The following is a 17,427-nucleotide window of genomic DNA, read 5'->3' on the forward strand; positions in this document are numbered from 1 at the left end:
AACAGAGCAACAGCAAAGCCAGAGCGCGAAGCTGCATTCCCCTGTGGGAGCTGGCTTGTCGGGTCGGCTGTCAGGCCGCCTCGCTTTGCTTTTGATCTGAGGCGCCCCGTTAAACCACGCTGGCCGTCATCCGATTTTGATTTGGGGGGTAACCCGGCAGGACGCCGGGTTAGCCGCGCTGGGCCATGGATGGCCCATCGCGGCGGCCCCCCAAATCAATGTCGGATGACGGGCACACCGAGCCTAGGCGAGGTGCCGAGTGGTGGGGCAAGAGCGCTTTGCTTACTTTGGCGCTCTTCCAAAGTGAGCCGCCGTAAGGGCGGAACCAATAGCCGCCGTGACCGCAGCAACGGATATGTACACAACCCCGCCATCACCAACAAGCCAGCTCCCACAGCAGTCCACGCATGCCCCAACGAATATGCCTGCGCCGAGCCCAATGTCGCTACAGCATGGGCAGTTACTTGGGATACAGCGGCGGCAAGCTGGTGCTGTCGGCCACCGGCGCCTGTTCGCGCTCGGCCATGGGAATGGCCTTGATCGCCCGCCACAGCTCCTCACCCTGCCAATACTGGCCGGTTTCGCTATAGAGCGCGCCGTTCAGCCCATCCAGGGCATCGGACAAGGGCACAAACCGCGCCGCCATGTCCGCCAGGGTTTCCGGTTGTTGGCGTGCCCAGGCATCCAGCGCCTGGCGTGTGGCCTGGGGGTCATTGGCCTGGCTCGCGCGCTTGAGGTCGTCGAGCAAGGTACGGGGGCTGGGCCCTGTCTGGGCGGCGCGCTGGATTGCCGGGCGGGAGCGGGCCCGCCACCACAGGCCGAAGCCGAGCAGGGTGGTGCCGGCGAGGAGCAGGCTGGTAAGTTGCCAGATCCACAGGCGGCCATCGTCCGGTGCGGTGATTACGGTGGGGGTGGCCGGGGTGTCGACCACCAGGCTCGGGTTGACCGCCACTTGCAGGGTGCGGGCCGGCAGGCTGGTGCGTTCCAGATGGTCTTCATGGGTATTCCACCACACCACCTCCACCGCCGGCAGCTCCAGGGCGCCGGCGCGGTTGGGCACCAGGGCCTCGCGGTCTTCGCGGCTGCCGATCACCCCGCGCTCGCTGCTCTGGTTGCTCAACACCGGCTGGTCGGGGTAACGCCGCAGGCCGGCGATTTCGGTGCTCGGCAGCGCCGGTAACTGGGCACTGGCCAAGCCTTCGGCCTTGAGGGTGAGGATGCGGGTCAGGGAGTCGCCGACCTGCACGTTCGTAGGTTCCGGGTTCCAGCTTTCACCCAGGCTCAGACTGCGCGCCGGCAGCCAGGGGGCGTCTGCGGGGTACAGGGCCGGCTTGGGCTTGACCGTCAGGGGGATTTCGGTGGAATTGACATGCAACAGCTTGCCGGGCCTGGGTGCCTGGGGCGTGGTGCCCTGGGCCGGGCGCGGTTCGACTTGGGTGGCACTGAATATTTGCGCCGGGATCAGCAGTTGCCCGCTGTGTTGCGGGTAGATCCCATAGCGCATTTCGATCACGCCGTGGCGCACGCCGTTGATGACTTTTTCATAGGTGCGCGAATCGCCCACCTGCTCGACCCGCGCGTCAGACAACTGCAACGGCGTCAGGCTGCTGTCGTCATACAGCGCCACCGAGTGGTAGATGCGCACCGTCAGCAGGGCCTGGGCCTGCACATAGACGCTGCCCTCATCGAGGCTGGCTTCGATGAATACCGGTTCCAGTTGATTATCACTGTCCTGGCCCAGGGTTTCGTCCACTTGCAGGCTGATCGCCTGGGTCTTGAGTTCGCCCAGTTGCAGCGGCGGGATCACCACGGTGCCGGTGGTCTTGGGCTGCAAGGTGATGATCCAGCGAGTGGTGGCGTGGTTGCTGCCGTCAAGGGTGGTGAGTTGGTTGATCTGGCGGGTGCCACGCACGTCGAACAGCGGGTCCAGGGGCGCTAGGTCCGGCTTGCCGAACTGGGTGACGTCGTTGGACTCGATTGTCAGCTCCACCGTTTCCCCGGAATTGACGCGGCTGCGGTCGATACTGGCGGCCAGGTCGGCCGCCTGGGCGTGACCGGCCCACAGCGCTAGCAATAAGACAAAGGGGGTGCAGCGGCTCATCGAGTCTTGTCCTGATGTTGTTGCTGTTCGTACCAGAATTTGCGTCGCAACAACTCGCCGGGGTTGTCCGGGATCTGTCGCAGCCACTGTTCCAGGGCCTGGCGGTGCTCCTCGTCGAGGTGGCTCTCGGTGGGGCGCAAGGGCGGCGTCGTGGTTTGTTCGTCGCCCAGTTCGCTGCCGGGTACTTCGTTGTTGCCGGCAACGGGCGGGGTGCCGGTTTGTGTGTCAGCCGTGCCTGCCTGGCCCGCGCCCTGGGGCGATTGCTCGCCGCCGTTGGCCTGCTGGCCGCTGTCGCCCGGTTGTGCAGTTTGGCCGGGTTGGGTGGATTCGTCATCCTCGTTTTTTTCCGGTGCGGGCGGCTCAGGTTCCGGTTCTTCCAGCAGCAGGCTCTCGACAAGGGCTTTGTTTTTCAGGGCGGGCTGCAAGTCCGGCTGGGCTTCCAGGGCTTGCTCATAGGCGTCTATCGCGGCTTCCAGCTCACCGGTGCGGGCCAGGGCATTGCCACGATTGTAGTGGGAATAGGCATCACTGCCTTCGGCAAAACGTCGGGCCGCCTCCGCATAGTTGCCCGCCTCGTACAGGGCGACACCCTGCCATTGCGGGTTTTCAAAGTGTTCGGCGGCTTCGGCCGGGCGTTTGTGCTTGAGCAGGTACTGGCCCTGTTGATCGGGGCGCAGCCACAGGTCGTCAAAGCTGAACGCGTAGCTCGGCTGCGGCGCGGCCAGGAGCAGCAACGGCAGGCAGAACAGCCAGCCACGGCGCCCGGCGCAGGCGGCAAGCAGCAGCAAGGGCAGCAATAGCCAGTAACCCTGGTCGGCCCAGGTGTCCAGTTGCAGGCGCTGACCGTCGTCGCGCAGGTTTTGCGGGCCGTCCAGCAGGCCCAGTCCGCGCAGGTCCTTGTCGTCCAGGCGGGCCTGGCGATAGCGGCCGCCCATTTCGCTGGCAAAGGCCTTGAGCGTCGGGCTGTCCAGGCGCGGGATCAGGATCGCGCCTTGTTCGTCCTTGAGGAACTCGCCACTTTCCTGGGTCACTGGCGTGCCTTCGCGGCTGCCGATGCCGAGGATCGACAGGCTCGGCGCCTGGCCTTGCAGCAGCAGGCGAATGCCCTGGCGTTCCTGCTTGGACAGCGACGAGCCAATCAACAACAGGCGACCCTGGCCCAGGCCGCCGTGCTTGAGCAGGCCCAGGGCTTTTTCCACTGCCAGGTCGGCACGATGGCCGGCCTCGGGCATGATCGACGGGCGCAGGGCTTCCAGCAGGTTGCGGCTGGTGGCCAGGTCGTCGGACAGTGGCACCAGCGTGTGGGCGCTGCCGGCATACACGACGATGGCGGTCTGCGCATCGCTGCGCGCCTGCAGCAGATCCACCAGCTTGCGCCGCGCCTGCTCCAGGCGATTGGGCGGGCTGTCGGTGGCAAGCATCTCTGGGGTCAGCTCCAGCACCACCACCAGCGGGTCGGCGGGCTTCTGGCTGATCTGTTCGACCCGTTGCCAGCCGGGGCCGAGCAAGGCCAGCACCGCCAGCAGCCAGGCCAGGCCCAGCAACAGCCATGGTGACTTGCTTTCCCGGCCATTGCCGCCACTGAGCAGGGCGGCGTGGAAGGCCGGCGGCAGGATCATCTGCCAGCGCCCGGCGCGTTTTTGCCGATGCCACAGTTGCCACAGCAACCAGCCGAGGACGGGCAGCAGCAACAGCCACCAGGGGCGGAACCAGTGCGGCCATAAAGCGATCATCGACGCCTCCGCAAGCGCAGGCGTTTAAGGCGTTGCCGCCATTGCGGGTGCTGTTGCAGGAAATGGCCCTTGGTCGAGAGTTTATTGAGCAGCCGTTGCAGGGCGTTGTCCGGCCAGCGTTCCTGGATCACCAGCAGCAGGCTGAGAAACAGCGCCAGGGCCAGCGGCCCGCTATACAGCGCCTGGGTCGGGCGGGCCTGGGTTGGTTGTTGCGCCACCGGCTCCAGCTGGTCGAGGGTTTGTTTGATCGCTTGCAACTCGGCGCCGTCATGGGCGCGGAAATACTGCCCGCCGGTGGTCTGGGCGATGGCCTTGAGCGCCGGCTCGTCGAGGTCCAGGCTGGGGTTGAGGCCGAGCATGCCCAGGCTGCCGGTCTGTTCGGGGCTGGCGCCAATGCCGATGGGGTAGATTTTCACGCCTTCTTCGGCGGCCAGGCGGGCGGCGGTCAATGGGTCGATTTCGCCGCCATTGTTGGCCCCGTCGGTGACCAGGATCAGCACCCGGCTTTGTGCCGGGCGTTGCCGCAGGCGTTTGAGGGCCAGGCCAATGGCGTCGCCAATCGCGGTGTTTTTCCCGGCGATGCCGATGCGTGCCTCATCCAGCCAAGTGCGCACGGTGCGCCGGTCGAAGGTCAGCGGTGCCTGCAGGTAGGCCTGGCTGCCAAATAGGATCAGGCCAACGCGGTCGCCCTCGCGGCTTTCGAGAAAGTCGCCAAGCAGGTGCTTGACCAGGCTCAGGCGGCTGACGTCTTCGTCCTGCCATTGCATATCGGGGAAGTCCATGGAGCCGGACACGTCCACCGCCACCAACAGGTCGCGGCCGCTGGCGGCAATCGGCAACGGTTCGCCGAGCCATTCCGGGCGGGCGGCGGCGGTCAGCAGCAACAACCACAGCACCACGAACGGCGCTTGTTGGCGCCAGCCTGGCAGGTTGATGCGCGCGCGGCGCCGGGCCAGGCCTTCGAGGTCGCCCAGAAAGCTGACTTTCAAGGCCGGCTCGCCGCTGTCGGCCACCGGCAGGATCAGCCGCATCAGCCAGGGCAGGGGCAGCAGGGCAAAGACCCACGGCCAGGCGAACTCAAACATGTTTGCGAATCCAGGTGTCGACCGCTTGCGTCAGGCCGGCGATGGCCTTGTCGTCGAGCTTGCATTCGGGTTTGTAGGCGCCCTCGACGAGGACCATCCAGCGCGTGAGGCCGGCGGCCGGGCAGCGGTTGTCGAGAAAGGCCAGCCATTTGCGCCCGTTGAGGGTGTGGCTCTGGCTGTAGGGGTAGTCGTTGCGGCACAGGCGCTTGAGCAGGCCGTTGAGCTGCTGCAGCCAGGCGCCGGCCGGTGCGCCGTCGTAGGGCTTGGGCATCAGCGCCAGTTCCGCGAGGGCGGCAATACGCAGCGGGTCCAGGGGCTGTTCGGCCCGGGCCAGGGGGCGTTTGCTCGGCAGGAAGCGCCGCAGCCGCCACAAGCCCCAGCCCGCCAGGGGGATCAGCGCCAGCAACAGCCACCAGCCCGGCGCCGGCGGCCAGAAACCAATGGCCGGTGGGGCGATCAGCGGTTGCAACTGGTCCAGGCTGCTCATGGCTTTTTCACCGGGCGTTGCGGGTTGAGGTATTCGCGCAGTTGCTCGACCATTTCGCTCTGGGTGCTCAATGGCATCAGCAGTACCCGCAGTTTTTGCGCGAGCAATTCCCAGCGGGCGATGCGTGCTTCGGCCTGGGCCTTGTAGGCCTGGCGCAGCTCGAAGTTCAAGGTGTCGATTTCCAATTGCGCGCCGCGCTCGGCGAAACGCAGCAGCCCGGCGGCGGGCAGTGCGTGGTCCAGCGGGTCTGAGACCGGCAGCAGCAACAGGTCGCAATGGCGCGACAACAGGCTCAGTTGCTGCTCCGCGCCCTCGGTCAGGGCGCGCTCGTCGCAAATCACAATCACCAGGCTGCCGGGGCGCAGCACTTCGCGGCCTCGGCGCAGGGCCATGCCCAGGGCGTCGGCTTCGGGGCGGCTCTCGGTGTTGAGGCTCTGGTTGACCCGTACCAGGCGGTTGAGCAGTTGCAGCAGGCTTTGCTTGCTGCGCCGGGGCTTGATTTCGTAGTGCTCGTTATCGCCGAACACCAGGCCGCCGACCCGGTCGTTGTGGCCCAGCGCGGCCCAGCCGATGAGGCTGGCGGCCTGGGCGGCGAGGACCGACTTGAACATCAGCCCGGAGCCGAAAAACAGCCGGCAGCTTTGCTCCACCATGATAAAGATCGGCCGTTCGCGCTCTTCGTGGAACAGCTTGGTGTGGGGCTCCTGGGTGCGGGCGGTGACGCGCCAGTCGATGGTGCGCACATCGTCGCCGGCCTGGTACACCCGCACCTGATCGAAGTCCACGCCGCGCCCGCGCAGTTTGGAGTGGTGCAGGCCGATCAACGGGCTGCGCTGGCTGGGCGTGGAAAACAGCTGTACTTCGCGCACGCGATGGCGCATCTCGATCAATTCGCTGAGGCTGACATGGATCCCGTCGCCGGCATTCATGGAGATCAAGCGACGGCTACGACGTCGAGAATACGCTGCACCACGCGGTCCTGGTCGATGCCGGCCGCTTCGGCCTCGAACGACAGAATGATGCGGTGGCGCAGTACATCGAACAGCACCGCCTGGATATCTTCCGGGCTGACAAAGTCACGCCCGGCCAGCCAGGCGTGGGCGCGGGCGCAGCGATCAAGGGCAATCGAGCCCCGGGGGCTGGCGCCATAGGCAATCCACTCGGCCATTTCCGCGTCGAACTTGGCCGGGGTGCGCGTGGCCATGACCAGTTGCACCAGGTATTCCTCCACGGCGTCGGCCATGTACAGGCCGAGGATTTCCTTGCGCGCGGCGAAAATCGCCTGCTGGCTGACCCGCCGCTCGGGCTTTGTCTCGCCATTCAGCGCTTCGCCACGGGCCTGTTGCAGGATGCGCCGCTCCACGGCGGCATCGGGGAAGCCGATCTTGACGTGCATCAGGAAGCGGTCGAGCTGGGCTTCGGGCAGGGGATAGGTGCCTTCCTGCTCGATGGGGTTCTGCGTGGCCATTACCAAAAACAGCGGCGACAGCTCGTAGGTGCTGCGCCCGACGCTGACCTGGCGCTCGGCCATGGCTTCGAGCAGGGCCGACTGGACCTTGGCCGGAGCACGGTTGATCTCGTCCGCCAGCACCAGGTTGTGGAAGATCGGCCCTTGCTGGAACACGAAACTGCCGGTTTCCGGACGATAGATCTCGGTGCCGGTGATGTCGGCGGGCAACAGGTCGGGGGTGAACTGGATACGATGGAACTGTGCTTCGATCCCTTCGGCAAGCTCCTTGATGGCCTTGGTCTTGGCCAGGCCGGGAGCGCCCTCTACCAGCATATGGCCGTCGGCGAGCAGGGCAATGAGCAAACGCTCGATGAGTTTTTCCTGGCCGAGAATCTGCGTAGAAAGAAAGGTTCGCAGCGCGAGCAGCGCTTCACGATGTTCCATCAAGGACGGTTCCTGGAAAGATGAGCCTGGGGATTGGGAAAAATGCCAAGGCCTGGGGGGCCTACTTTAATGCATTGGAGGGGCTGGCGACTAATGAACCAGGGGGTATTTTTTTGCGATCTGTAGGAAAGGTCTGAGGTTTTTGGCGTTTATAAGGGTCTCATCGCGGCGATGCGGCGACCCGACAAGCCCGGCCTCCCACAGGTGGGGGCGGGCTTGTCGGGTCGCCGCATTGCCGCGATGGCGATTTAGCAGGTGCCCATCAAGGCGTGCGGATATAAGTGCCAGTGCCCTTGAGAATGTTCTGCAGGGTTTCTTCTACCTCGGCCAAGTCCGCCTCAGCGGTACCGTGATTGATCTGCAGGTGGTCGCTGCCGCCCAATGCGTCCTTGTCCGCCGCACCGATTTCCACCAGGAGGGTGGTCGCGCTCAGGGTGATCTTCAAGCCTTCCAGGGTCGAAGGCTCGTAGTCCCAGGTCAGTTCAACCTCGTCCTCATCTGGATAACGCGACAGCATGAACATCTCGCCATGGGTACCGTGGCAGCAGAGCATGGCCATGTTGTCTTCTTCGTCGTCGCAGGGGGTGGCGAGCAGGTGGGTGGTGGTCAGTTGCATGTAGAGTCCTGTCTGGAAAGGCGGCTTCAAGGCCGGCAGGCCTTGATTCTGCCATTGCATCGGGCTTTGTGTCGGCTTTTGTATCAAGCGGGCATCAGGTTTTGGAGGCCCAGGCACTGATTGCGCTGCTTAACGGTTTAAAGGCATTCCCCAAACCACTGGTGAACACAGGAAGAAGGGTTTTCACGGAACCTTCGCCAATGAGCTTGTCTGCCCCAGGGCGCCTGTGGATATAGCTGTCTATGCCAATGCCGAGTTGCGCGGTGCCCACCGCTGTGCTTGTGGCCGTCAGGGCAATGCCCAGCGGCGGGAAAGCGATTCCGAGTGGGGCTAAAAGAAGTAGCCCATATTTTGCCCAGTTCAAGTACTTGAACGCAGTCTTTGCGTTGACGTCGCGATTGAGGACGAATTGAAAACGAGTGGCGCTTTTCAGGTCTACCTCGGTGCGATGCTGGAGTTCCTCGAATGGACTTCCCTGGACAACCTGGCCATCGAATAGGCCACCCTCGTCAAAATAACCGAGCTTTTCTTGCGTGGAGGCAGGAAGGTCACCGTTAAGTACATTGCGGGTGTTGTCTACGAGTGCATCAATGCCTTTGGACAGGAATTCATTACCGAGGTCTTCGGGGCGGAAGTAAAGTTTGAAACTCTCGACGAATTGCGGATCTTTCATTTGCTCGGCCAGCCATTTATTCATTTCTTTCTTGGAGTCGAAGCCTTTCAACGGAGACGCCTGGCCAGGTAGATACAACAAGACCCTGCCCGTGGTCTTATCCTGGGTGTAAAAAGCGCGCATGGGGAAACCTTTGAATGTGAGGAATTTGGTTTCCAGATTCGGGTCAGCCTTGTAGGGCTGTGTCAGGTCATTTTGATTAAGGGATAGGTAACTTTTGTCGGCCGGCATGCCCGCGACACCCATGGCAATCTGGCGATCGTTTTCGGTAAGAGACTTGTCATGGTGTTGAACGTGTGACGCTTTCAAAAACGCGCCTCTCGCCGCTTCGGAGTAGGCATGGCGGGAGTTGCCGTTCCAGTAATTGTTAAGGTACTGGTCATAAGGGGATTTATAACTGTTATCCCATACCATCTGTTTGAACTCAGTTGCCGGGATATCGACCCTGTTGCTCGCATCATAGGTATTCGCAGACCCCTGCTGCGGCTCCGTGTAAATCCCTTGAAAGTGGCTGGTGAACCCTGTCTCATTTGGGCGCGGGAACCTACCAAAGGCGTCAGGCTTATCTGTATGTTTTGAACTTTTCCTTATTTCAAAAGGGCCGTCCTCTTTTGAACGTATCGCCCCGTGGAAGTCAGGCTCTTCCTGCTGGTTGAGCCTCGCTGCCTGGGTCAGGGATATTTTTTGAACAATGACCCCGCTGTAAGGTGGGGTATTGGTGCGGTGATCATACTGAATGCTCACTAAGTAGGTGTTATCGGGGTCAATATCTTTACCGAACTTTTCCTTTATCTGACGCTTTACTTCCATGGATGTAATTTCATCTGCCGTCTTGGGCTGCTTGTACTGGCTGATGAGTTGTTCGACGGCCTTGTTGCTGGATAGGGGCGCTTTGAAATAGGGCACCGGAAAGTGCGGCGTGGAGGCAACGGGGGCATTGTCCGAACTTGATCGTGCAGTGGGCTGGAAGAAAGAGCCACGGTTCCCACCGGGTGGGACGTTAAGGGCGGAAGAGTGTACGTTCAATTGAGCCTCGTTGAGTGGTAATAGGGCCTTTATGGGTATGACTGCCTACGCACACTAAGTGACTGAATTTTGAAATACGGTTCCTGCGTGGAGCTGGGAATTAGATTGTACGAGTGTATGAATATTTACCTGTCAGCACTCTCGCCGTGCCTGCATGGCCACCCACTTTCAATCGCTAGCCACCCCTTTACTGGCGGGAGGGGTTGCTCTTGGTGCAACCGCCCATTGCCGGGTGTTGACCGAATATGTCGCAGTGCAGTAAGCAGCCTGCTCGCCGCACTCGTTAAGCTGCGCAACGGGTGTACCTTCTGCGTGACTCTGGCCTGCCCGTCGTGTCGTCATCCGCCGGTGGTGCATCCAGTGGACGTCGAATGTGACCTCAGGGTCTTGTCCAGCTTCACCCACCTGTCACCCTGATTCGTCTATGGTGCTTATCATCAGCACCTGCGAACAGACATGACGGCCTCCCCATCAGGGGACAACACGCGACGCTTCCATCAATAACAAGCCCAAGCGGAGTACCACAGATGGCGTTCTTCACCGCAGCCAGCAAAGCCGACTTCCAGCATCAACTGCAAGCGGCACTGGCGCAGCACATCAGTGAACAGGCACTGCCACAAGTGGCGCTGTTCGCTGAACAATTCTTCGGCATCATTTCCCTGGACGAGCTGACCCAGCGTCGCATGTCCGACCTGGCCGGTTGCACCCTGTCTGCCTGGCGCCTGCTTGAGCGCTTTGATCACACCCAGCCGCAAGTGCGGGTCTACAACCCCGACTACGAACGCCACGGCTGGCAGTCGACCCACACTGCGGTCGAGGTCTTGCACCATGACCTGCCGTTCCTCGTGGATTCGGTGCGCACTGAGCTGAACCGTCGCGGCTACAGCATCCATACCCTGCAAACCACCGTACTCAGCGTGCGCCGTGGCAAGAAGGGCGAGTTGCTGGAAATCCTGCCCAAGGGCACCCAGGGCGAAGACGTCCTGCAAGAATCCCTGATGTACCTGGAGATCGACCGCTGCGCCAACGCCGCCGAGCTGAACGTCCTGAGCAAGGAACTTGAGCAGGTACTGGGCGAAGTGCGGGTGGCCGTGGCTGATTTCGAGCCGATGAAAGCCAAGGTCCAGGAGTTGCTGGACAGCATCGATAACAGCCCGTTGACCATCGACGGTGAAGAAAAGGCCGAGATCAAAAGTTTCCTGGAATGGCTGGTGGGCAACCACTTCACCTTCCTCGGCTACGAAGAATTTGTGGTACGTGACGAGAAGGACGGCGGTCATCTGGAATATGACGCCAACTCCTTCCTCGGCCTGACCAAACTGCTGCGCGCCGGCCTCACCGCTGAAGACCTGCGCATCGAAGATTACGCCGTGGCCTACCTGCGCGAGCCGACCGTGTTGTCGTTCGCCAAGGCCGCGCACCCAAGCCGTGTACACCGTCCGGCTTACCCTGACTACGTGTCGATCCGCCAGATCGATGCTGACGGCAAGGTCGTCAAGGAATGCCGCTTCATGGGCCTCTACACCTCCTCGGTGTACGGCGAAAGCGTGCGGGTGATTCCTTATATCCGCCGCAAGGTCGCGGAAATCGAGCGCCGCTCGGGCTTCCAGGCCAAGGCGCACCTGGGCAAGGAGCTGGCCCAGGTGGTTGAAGTGCTGCCCCGCGACGACCTGTTCCAGACCCCGGTGGACGAGCTGTTCAGCACCGTGATGTCGATCGTGCAGATCCAGGAGCGCAACAAGATCCGCGTGTTCCTGCGCAAAGACCCGTACGGCCGTTTCTGCTACTGCCTGGCCTACGTGCCGCGCGATATCTACTCCACCGAAGTGCGCCAGAAGATCCAGCAAGTGCTGATGGATCGCCTGAAAGCCTCGGATTGCGAATTCTGGACGTTCTTCTCCGAGTCCGTACTGGCCCGTGTCCAGCTGATTCTGCGGGTCGATCCGAAGAACCGCCTGGATATCGACCCGCTGCTCCTGGAAAAAGAAGTGGTGCAGGCCTGCCGCAGCTGGCAGGACGACTACGCGAGCCTGGTGGTCGAGAGCTTCGGCGAAGCCCACGGCACCAACGTGCTGGCGGATTTTCCGAAAGGCTTCCCGGCAGGCTACCGCGAGCGCTTTGCCGCGCACTCGGCCGTGGTCGACATGCAGCACCTGTTGAACCTGACCGAAGCCAAGCCACTGGTGATGAGCTTCTATCAGCCTTTGGGCCACGTGACCGGCCAGCAGGAATTGCACTGCAAGCTGTACCACGCTGACACTCCGCTGGCGTTGTCGGATGTACTGCCGATCCTCGAGAACCTCGGCCTGCGCGTGCTCGGTGAGTTCCCGTACCGCCTGCGCCACGCCAATGGCCGCGAGTTCTGGATCCATGACTTTGCGTTCACCGCCGCCGAAGGCCTGAACCTCGATATCCAGCAGCTCAACGACACCCTGCAGGATGCGTTCGTGCACATCGTCAATGGCGATGCCGAGAACGATGCATTCAACCGCCTGGTACTGACTGCCGGCTTGCCATGGCGTGACGTGGCGCTGCTGCGTGCTTATGCCCGTTACCTGAAGCAGATCCGCCTGGGCTTCGACCTGGGTTACATCGCCAGCACCCTGAACAACCACACCGACATCGCCCGCGAGTTGACCCGGTTGTTCAAGACGCGCTTCTACCTGGCGCGCAAGCTCACTGCCGACGACCTGGAAGACAAGCAGCAGCGCCTGGAGCAAGCGATCCTCAACGCCCTGGACGATGTGCAGGTGCTTAACGAAGACCGGATCCTGCGGCGCTACCTGGACCTGATCAAGGCCACCCTGCGCACCAACTTCTACCAGGCGGATGCCAACGGCCAGAACAAGTCGTACTTCAGCTTCAAGTTCAACCCCCACGCTATTCCCGAGTTGCCCAAGCCAGTGCCGAAGTTTGAAATCTTCGTCTACTCGCCGCGGGTCGAAGGCGTGCACCTGCGCTTTGGTAACGTTGCCCGTGGCGGCCTGCGCTGGTCCGACCGTGAAGAAGACTTCCGCACCGAAGTGCTGGGCCTGGTAAAAGCCCAGCAGGTGAAGAACTCGGTGATCGTGCCGGTCGGCGCCAAGGGCGGCTTCCTGCCGCGTCGCCTGCCATTGGGCGGCAGCCGGGACGAGATCGCGGCCGAGGGCATCGCCTGCTACCGCATCTTCATTTCCGGTCTGTTGGACATTACCGACAACCTGAAAGACGGTGCCCTGGTGCCGCCGTTGAACGTGGTCCGCCACGACAACGACGACCCGTACCTGGTAGTGGCGGCCGACAAAGGCACCGCGACCTTCTCCGATATCGCCAACGGCATCGCCATCGACTACGGCTTCTGGCTGGGCGATGCGTTTGCCTCCGGTGGTTCGGCCGGTTACGACCACAAGAAAATGGGCATCACCGCCAAGGGCGCGTGGGTCGGTGTGCAGCGTCACTTCCGTGAGCGCGGCATCAATGTGCAGAAAGACAGCATTACCGTGGTCGGCGTCGGCGACATGGCCGGTGACGTGTTCGGCAACGGCTTATTGATGTCCGACAAGCTGCAACTGGTCGCGGCCTTCAACCACCTGCACATCTTTATTGATCCAAACCCGAACCCGGAAACCAGCTTCATCGAGCGCCAGCGTATGTTTGAGCTGCCGCGTTCGGCCTGGTCGGACTACGACACCAGCATCATGTCCGAAGGTGGCGGGATCTTCTCGCGCAGCGCCAAAAGCATTGCCATCTCGCCCCAGATGAAAGAACGCTTCGACATCCAGGCCGACAAGCTGACCCCGACCGAGCTGCTGAACGCCTTGCTCAAGGCGCCGGTGGACCTGTTGTGGAACGGCGGTATCGGCACCTACGTCAAGGCCAGCACCGAAAGCCACGCCGATGTCGGCGACAAGGCCAACGACGCGCTGCGCGTCAACGGCAACGAGCTGCGCTGCAAAGTAGTGGGCGAGGGCGGTAACCTGGGCATGACCCAGCTGGGTCGCGTGGAATTCGGCCTCAATGGCGGCGGTTCCAACACCGACTTTATCGACAACGCCGGTGGTGTGGACTGCTCCGACCACGAAGTGAACATCAAGATCCTGCTCAACGAAGTGGTGCAGGCTGGCGACATGACCGACAAGCAACGCAACCAGTTGCTGGCGAGCATGACCGACGAAGTCGGCAGCCTGGTATTGGGCAACAACTACAAGCAGACCCAGGCCCTGTCCCTGGCGGCGCGCAAAGCCTACGAGCGTGCGGCCGAGTACAAGCGTCTGATGAGCGACCTGGAAGGCCGCGGCAAGCTGGACCGCGCCATCGAGTACCTGCCGACCGAGGAGCAGCTCGTCGAGCGCGCCGCGACCGGCAAGGGCCTGACCCGTCCGGAACTGTCGGTGCTGATTTCCTACAGTAAGATCGACCTCAAGGAAGCGCTGCTCAAGTCCCTGGTACCGGATGACGACTACCTGACCCGCGACATGGAGACCGCGTTCCCGCCGAGCCTGGTGGCCAAGTTCGGCGAGGCCATGCGTCGCCACCGCCTCAAGCGCGAGATCGTCAGCACCCAGATCGCCAACGACCTGGTCAACCACATGGGCATCACCTTCGTGCAACGCCTCAAAGAGTCGACCGGCATGAGCCCGGCGAACGTGGCGGGCGCCTATGTGATCGTGCGCGACATCTTCCACCTCCCGCACTGGTTCCGTCAGATCGAAGCCCTGGATCACCAGGTCTCGGCTGAAGTGCAACTGGCGCTGATGGACGAACTGATGCGCCTGGGCCGTCGGGCTACCCGCTGGTTCCTGCGCAGCCGTCGCAACGAGCAGGATGCCGCGCGTGATGTGGCGCACTTCGGTCCGCACCTGGCGGCGTTGGGCCTCAAGCTCGACGAACTGCTGGAAGGCCCGACCCGCGAAGGCTGGCAGAACCGTTACCAGGCCTATGTCGAAGCCGGTGTGCCTGAGCTGTTGGCGCGCATGGTTGCCGGCACCACGCACCTGTACACCTTGCTGCCGATCATCGAGGCTGCTGACGTTACCGGTCAGAGCGCTGCCGATGTGGCCAAGGCCTACTTCGCCGTGGGCAGCGCCCTGGACTTGCCGTGGTACCTGCAGCAGATCAGCGATCTGCCGGTGGGCAACAACTGGCAGGCCCAGGCCCGCGAAGCCTTCCGCGATGACGTGGACTGGCAGCAACGGGCGATCACCATCAAGGTTCTGCAAATGGCCGATGCGCCAGAAGACATGGAAGCCCGCGTGGCCCTGTGGCTTGAGCAGAACGCGAGCATGGTCGAACGCTGGCGCGCGATGATGGTGGAAATTCGGGCTGCGGTCGGCACGGACTACGCCATGTACGCGGTGGCCAACCGGGAACTGCTGGACCTGGCCATGAGTGGTCAAGCGGTGCTGTAATCGGCTGCTAGCGCGTTAAAACAAAGCCCCGTCTCGCGAGAGACGGGGCTTTTTGTTTTCACTCGATTCAATGTGGGGTGTATGCGAAATTTGCTGCCCCTGGTGCCCCTTGTGGGAGCTGGCTTGCCCGCGATAGCGGCAGTCCAGTCACTACTTCTGGCAACTGACCCACCGCCATCGCAGGCAAGCCAGCTCCCACATTTGATTTGTGGTGGTGCCAACATTCTCTGCCCCGCGCAGATCCCCTGTGGGAGCGGGCTTGCTCGCGATAGTGGCAGTCCAGTCACTACTTCTGGCAACTGATCGACCGCCATCGCAGGCAAGCCAGCTCCCACATTTGATTTGTGGTGGTACCAACATTCTCTTCGCCAGTGAGATCCCCTGTGGGAGCGGGCTTGCCCGCGATAGCGGCAGTCCAGTCACTACTTCTGGCAACTGATCTACCGCCATCGCAGGCAAGCCAGCTCCCACATTTGATTTGTGGTGGGGCCAAAATTCTCTGCCCCGCGCAGATCCCCTGTGGGAGCGGGCTTGCTCGCGAAAGCGGCAGTCCAGTCACTACTTCTGGCAACTGACCCACCGCCATCGCAGGCAAGCCAGCTCCCACATTTGATTTGTGGTGGGGCCAAAATTCTCTGCCACACGAAGATCCCCTGTGGGAGCGGGCTTGCTCGCGAAAGCGGCAGTCCAGTCACTGTTTCTGGCGGCTGATCCACCGCCATCGCAGGCAAGCCAGCTCCCACATTTGATTTGTGGTGGGGCCAAAATTCTCTGCGCCGCGCAGATCCCCTGTGGGAGCGGGCTTGCTCGCGAAAGCGGCAGTCCAGTCACTGTTTCTGGCGGCTGATACACCGCCATCGCAGGCAAGCCAGCTCCCACATTTGATTTGTGGTGGGGCCAAAATTCTCTGCCCCGCGCAGATCCCCTGTGGGAGCGGGCTTGCTCGCGAAAGCGGCAGTCCAGTCACTGTTTCTGGCGGCTGATACACCGCCATCGCAGGCAAGCCAGCTTGTATGGTTAGACTTGTAGGGGTGGTGGGACTAAAAGCCAGCATCTGACTCTAGCCAGTACAGACCGTGGGAGACTTCGTCCCACCCCTTCACCAAAGCGCCGATAAGGAATGCATCGGCCATGACCGACGATAGAAGCAAGCCAGCGCAACGGTGAAGCCCCGACAAGCCCGTAAACCCTAACCCGGAGCTTTTCTCATGGCAATGACTGTCTCGCAATCAATCATTGGAGTGGATGTCGCTAAAGCCGAAGTAGTTGTTTATCAAAGTGAAACTGCTGAAACAAAGATCGTATCGAACAAGAAAAGCGAGCTGAAGGCATGGCTGAAGTCTTTGCCTGCGGGCAGCGCCATCGCAATTGAAGCCACCAATATCTATCACGTGGATACCGTCAACTTGGCTCATTCGATGGGCCATATCGTTTACGTGATTGATGGATATCGCCTTAGCCATTACCGCAAAGGCACAGGTGGTCGCGCTAAAACAGACTTCAGTGATGCGCAGTTGCTGGCTCGCTACTTGAAGAATGAACAGGCTGATTTACGCGCCTGGAATCCGCCGCCGAAGATTTATACCAAGCTTCAAAGCTTGCTGCGTCGACGCGCAGCGCTGGTGAAAATGCGTGTTGCGCTGAATCAGAGCTGGGCGGGCGAGCCATCACTCAAGGCCTCGTCCAAGAGCATTTCAGCGTGTCTTGATAGGCATGAGGGGCTCATTGAGAAAAGGATATTAGATGCTGTTACTGAGGCGGGGCTTTTGCATCAGGTCAAGCGCTGCCAAGCCGTCGAGGGCATTGGTTTTCTGACAGCGGTTGCCCTGGTAATGGCGTTTCAGCGAGGAGAATTTGAAAGTGCTGACGCTTACATCGCGTTCTTGGGAATGGACTTGAGAGTATCCGATTCTGGGCAAATGAGCGGACGCCGCTCATTGAGCAAGAAGGGAGATTCAGAGATACGCAGATTGCTGCATAACGCGGCGTCAGCAGGTATCAGGTCAGAAGCCTGGAAACCTTTATACGAGGGTTATCTGGCCAGGGGCCTGAAAACGACTCAAGCCCTGGTCATCATTGGCCGCAAGCTGGCGCGCATCGCCTTTTCGCTCATGAAAAACCTGAGCGAATACCAGTCAAAAGCGGTTTTGGGGGCTTCCCCAAAACCATAGAATCTCCCACATTTGATTTGTGGTTGTACCAACATTCTCTGCGCCAGTGAGGTCCCCTGTGGGAGCGGGCTTGCTCGCGAAAGCGGCAGTCCAGTCACTGTTGCTGGCGGCTGACCCACCGCGATCGCAGGCAAGCCAGCTCCCACATTTGATTTGTGGTGGTACCAACATTCTCTGCGCCGCGCAGATCCCCTGTGGGAGCGGGCTTGCCCGCGATAGAGGCAGTCCAGTCACTGTTGCTGGCAGCTGACCCA

The 17,427-nt window shown here is 61.6% G+C and carries 10 protein-coding genes; 2 read left to right on the plus strand and 8 right to left on the minus strand.

What is annotated here, in order from left to right; genetic code table 11:
* Positions 1–460: 460 nt before the first annotated feature.
* The 8 genes from PSH73_RS10335 to PSH73_RS10370 all read right to left on the minus strand — a co-directional run bounded on the left by PSH73_RS10335 (position 461) and on the right by PSH73_RS10370 (position 9,615).
* Complete coding sequence (locus tag PSH73_RS10335) at positions 461–2,101, minus strand: BatD family protein (RefSeq protein WP_057959835.1); 1,641 nt, start codon at positions 2,099–2,101, stop codon at positions 461–463.
* A complete protein-coding gene (locus tag PSH73_RS10340; RefSeq protein ID WP_186625861.1) occupies positions 2,098–3,834 on the minus strand; it encodes a tetratricopeptide repeat protein in 1,737 nt (578 codons plus the stop codon). Before PSH73_RS10340 ends, PSH73_RS10335 begins: the two co-directional genes overlap by 4 nt.
* Positions 3,831–4,919, minus strand: a complete 1,089-nt coding sequence (locus PSH73_RS10345; protein ID WP_057444734.1) for a VWA domain-containing protein — start codon at positions 4,917–4,919, stop codon at positions 3,831–3,833. The genes PSH73_RS10340 and PSH73_RS10345 overlap by 4 nt, the downstream gene beginning before the upstream one ends.
* Complete coding sequence (locus PSH73_RS10350; RefSeq protein WP_057438644.1) at positions 4,912–5,406, minus strand: DUF4381 domain-containing protein; 495 nt, start codon at positions 5,404–5,406, stop codon at positions 4,912–4,914. The genes PSH73_RS10345 and PSH73_RS10350 overlap by 8 nt, the downstream gene beginning before the upstream one ends.
* Positions 5,403–6,335, minus strand: coding sequence for a DUF58 domain-containing protein (locus PSH73_RS10355; protein WP_057438643.1), 933 nt, complete (start codon positions 6,333–6,335; stop codon positions 5,403–5,405). The genes PSH73_RS10350 and PSH73_RS10355 overlap by 4 nt, the downstream gene beginning before the upstream one ends.
* 5 nt (positions 6,336–6,340) lie before the next feature.
* Entirely contained in the window at positions 6,341–7,300 is a 960-nt protein-coding gene (locus tag PSH73_RS10360) for a MoxR family ATPase (protein ID WP_057959832.1), read from the minus strand.
* Between the two features lie 262 nt (positions 7,301–7,562).
* Positions 7,563–7,916 carry a hypothetical protein gene (locus PSH73_RS10365; RefSeq protein ID WP_057959831.1) on the minus strand — a complete coding sequence of 118 codons (354 nt, stop codon included), beginning with the start codon at positions 7,914–7,916 and terminating at the stop codon, positions 7,563–7,565.
* A gap of 94 nt (positions 7,917–8,010) precedes the next feature.
* Complete coding sequence (locus tag PSH73_RS10370) at positions 8,011–9,615, minus strand: dermonecrotic toxin domain-containing protein (RefSeq protein ID WP_128593917.1); 1,605 nt, start codon at positions 9,613–9,615, stop codon at positions 8,011–8,013.
* Between the two features lie 527 nt (positions 9,616–10,142).
* On the opposite strand from PSH73_RS10370, the gene PSH73_RS10375 reads away from it, so the two are divergent.
* Both PSH73_RS10375 and PSH73_RS10380 read left to right on the plus strand, forming a co-directional pair.
* On the plus strand, positions 10,143–15,002 hold the full coding sequence (locus tag PSH73_RS10375) for an NAD-glutamate dehydrogenase (protein ID WP_057439671.1): 4,860 nt from the start codon (positions 10,143–10,145) through the stop codon (positions 15,000–15,002).
* A gap of 1,208 nt (positions 15,003–16,210) precedes the next feature.
* Entirely contained in the window at positions 16,211–17,173 is a 963-nt protein-coding gene (locus PSH73_RS10380) for an IS110 family transposase (RefSeq protein WP_076965387.1), read from the plus strand.
* Positions 17,174–17,427 lie beyond the last annotated feature (254 nt).

The organism is Pseudomonas sp. FP2294, from assembly GCF_030687625.1.
Classification (GTDB): Bacteria; Pseudomonadota; Gammaproteobacteria; order Pseudomonadales; family Pseudomonadaceae; genus Aquipseudomonas; species Aquipseudomonas shahriarae.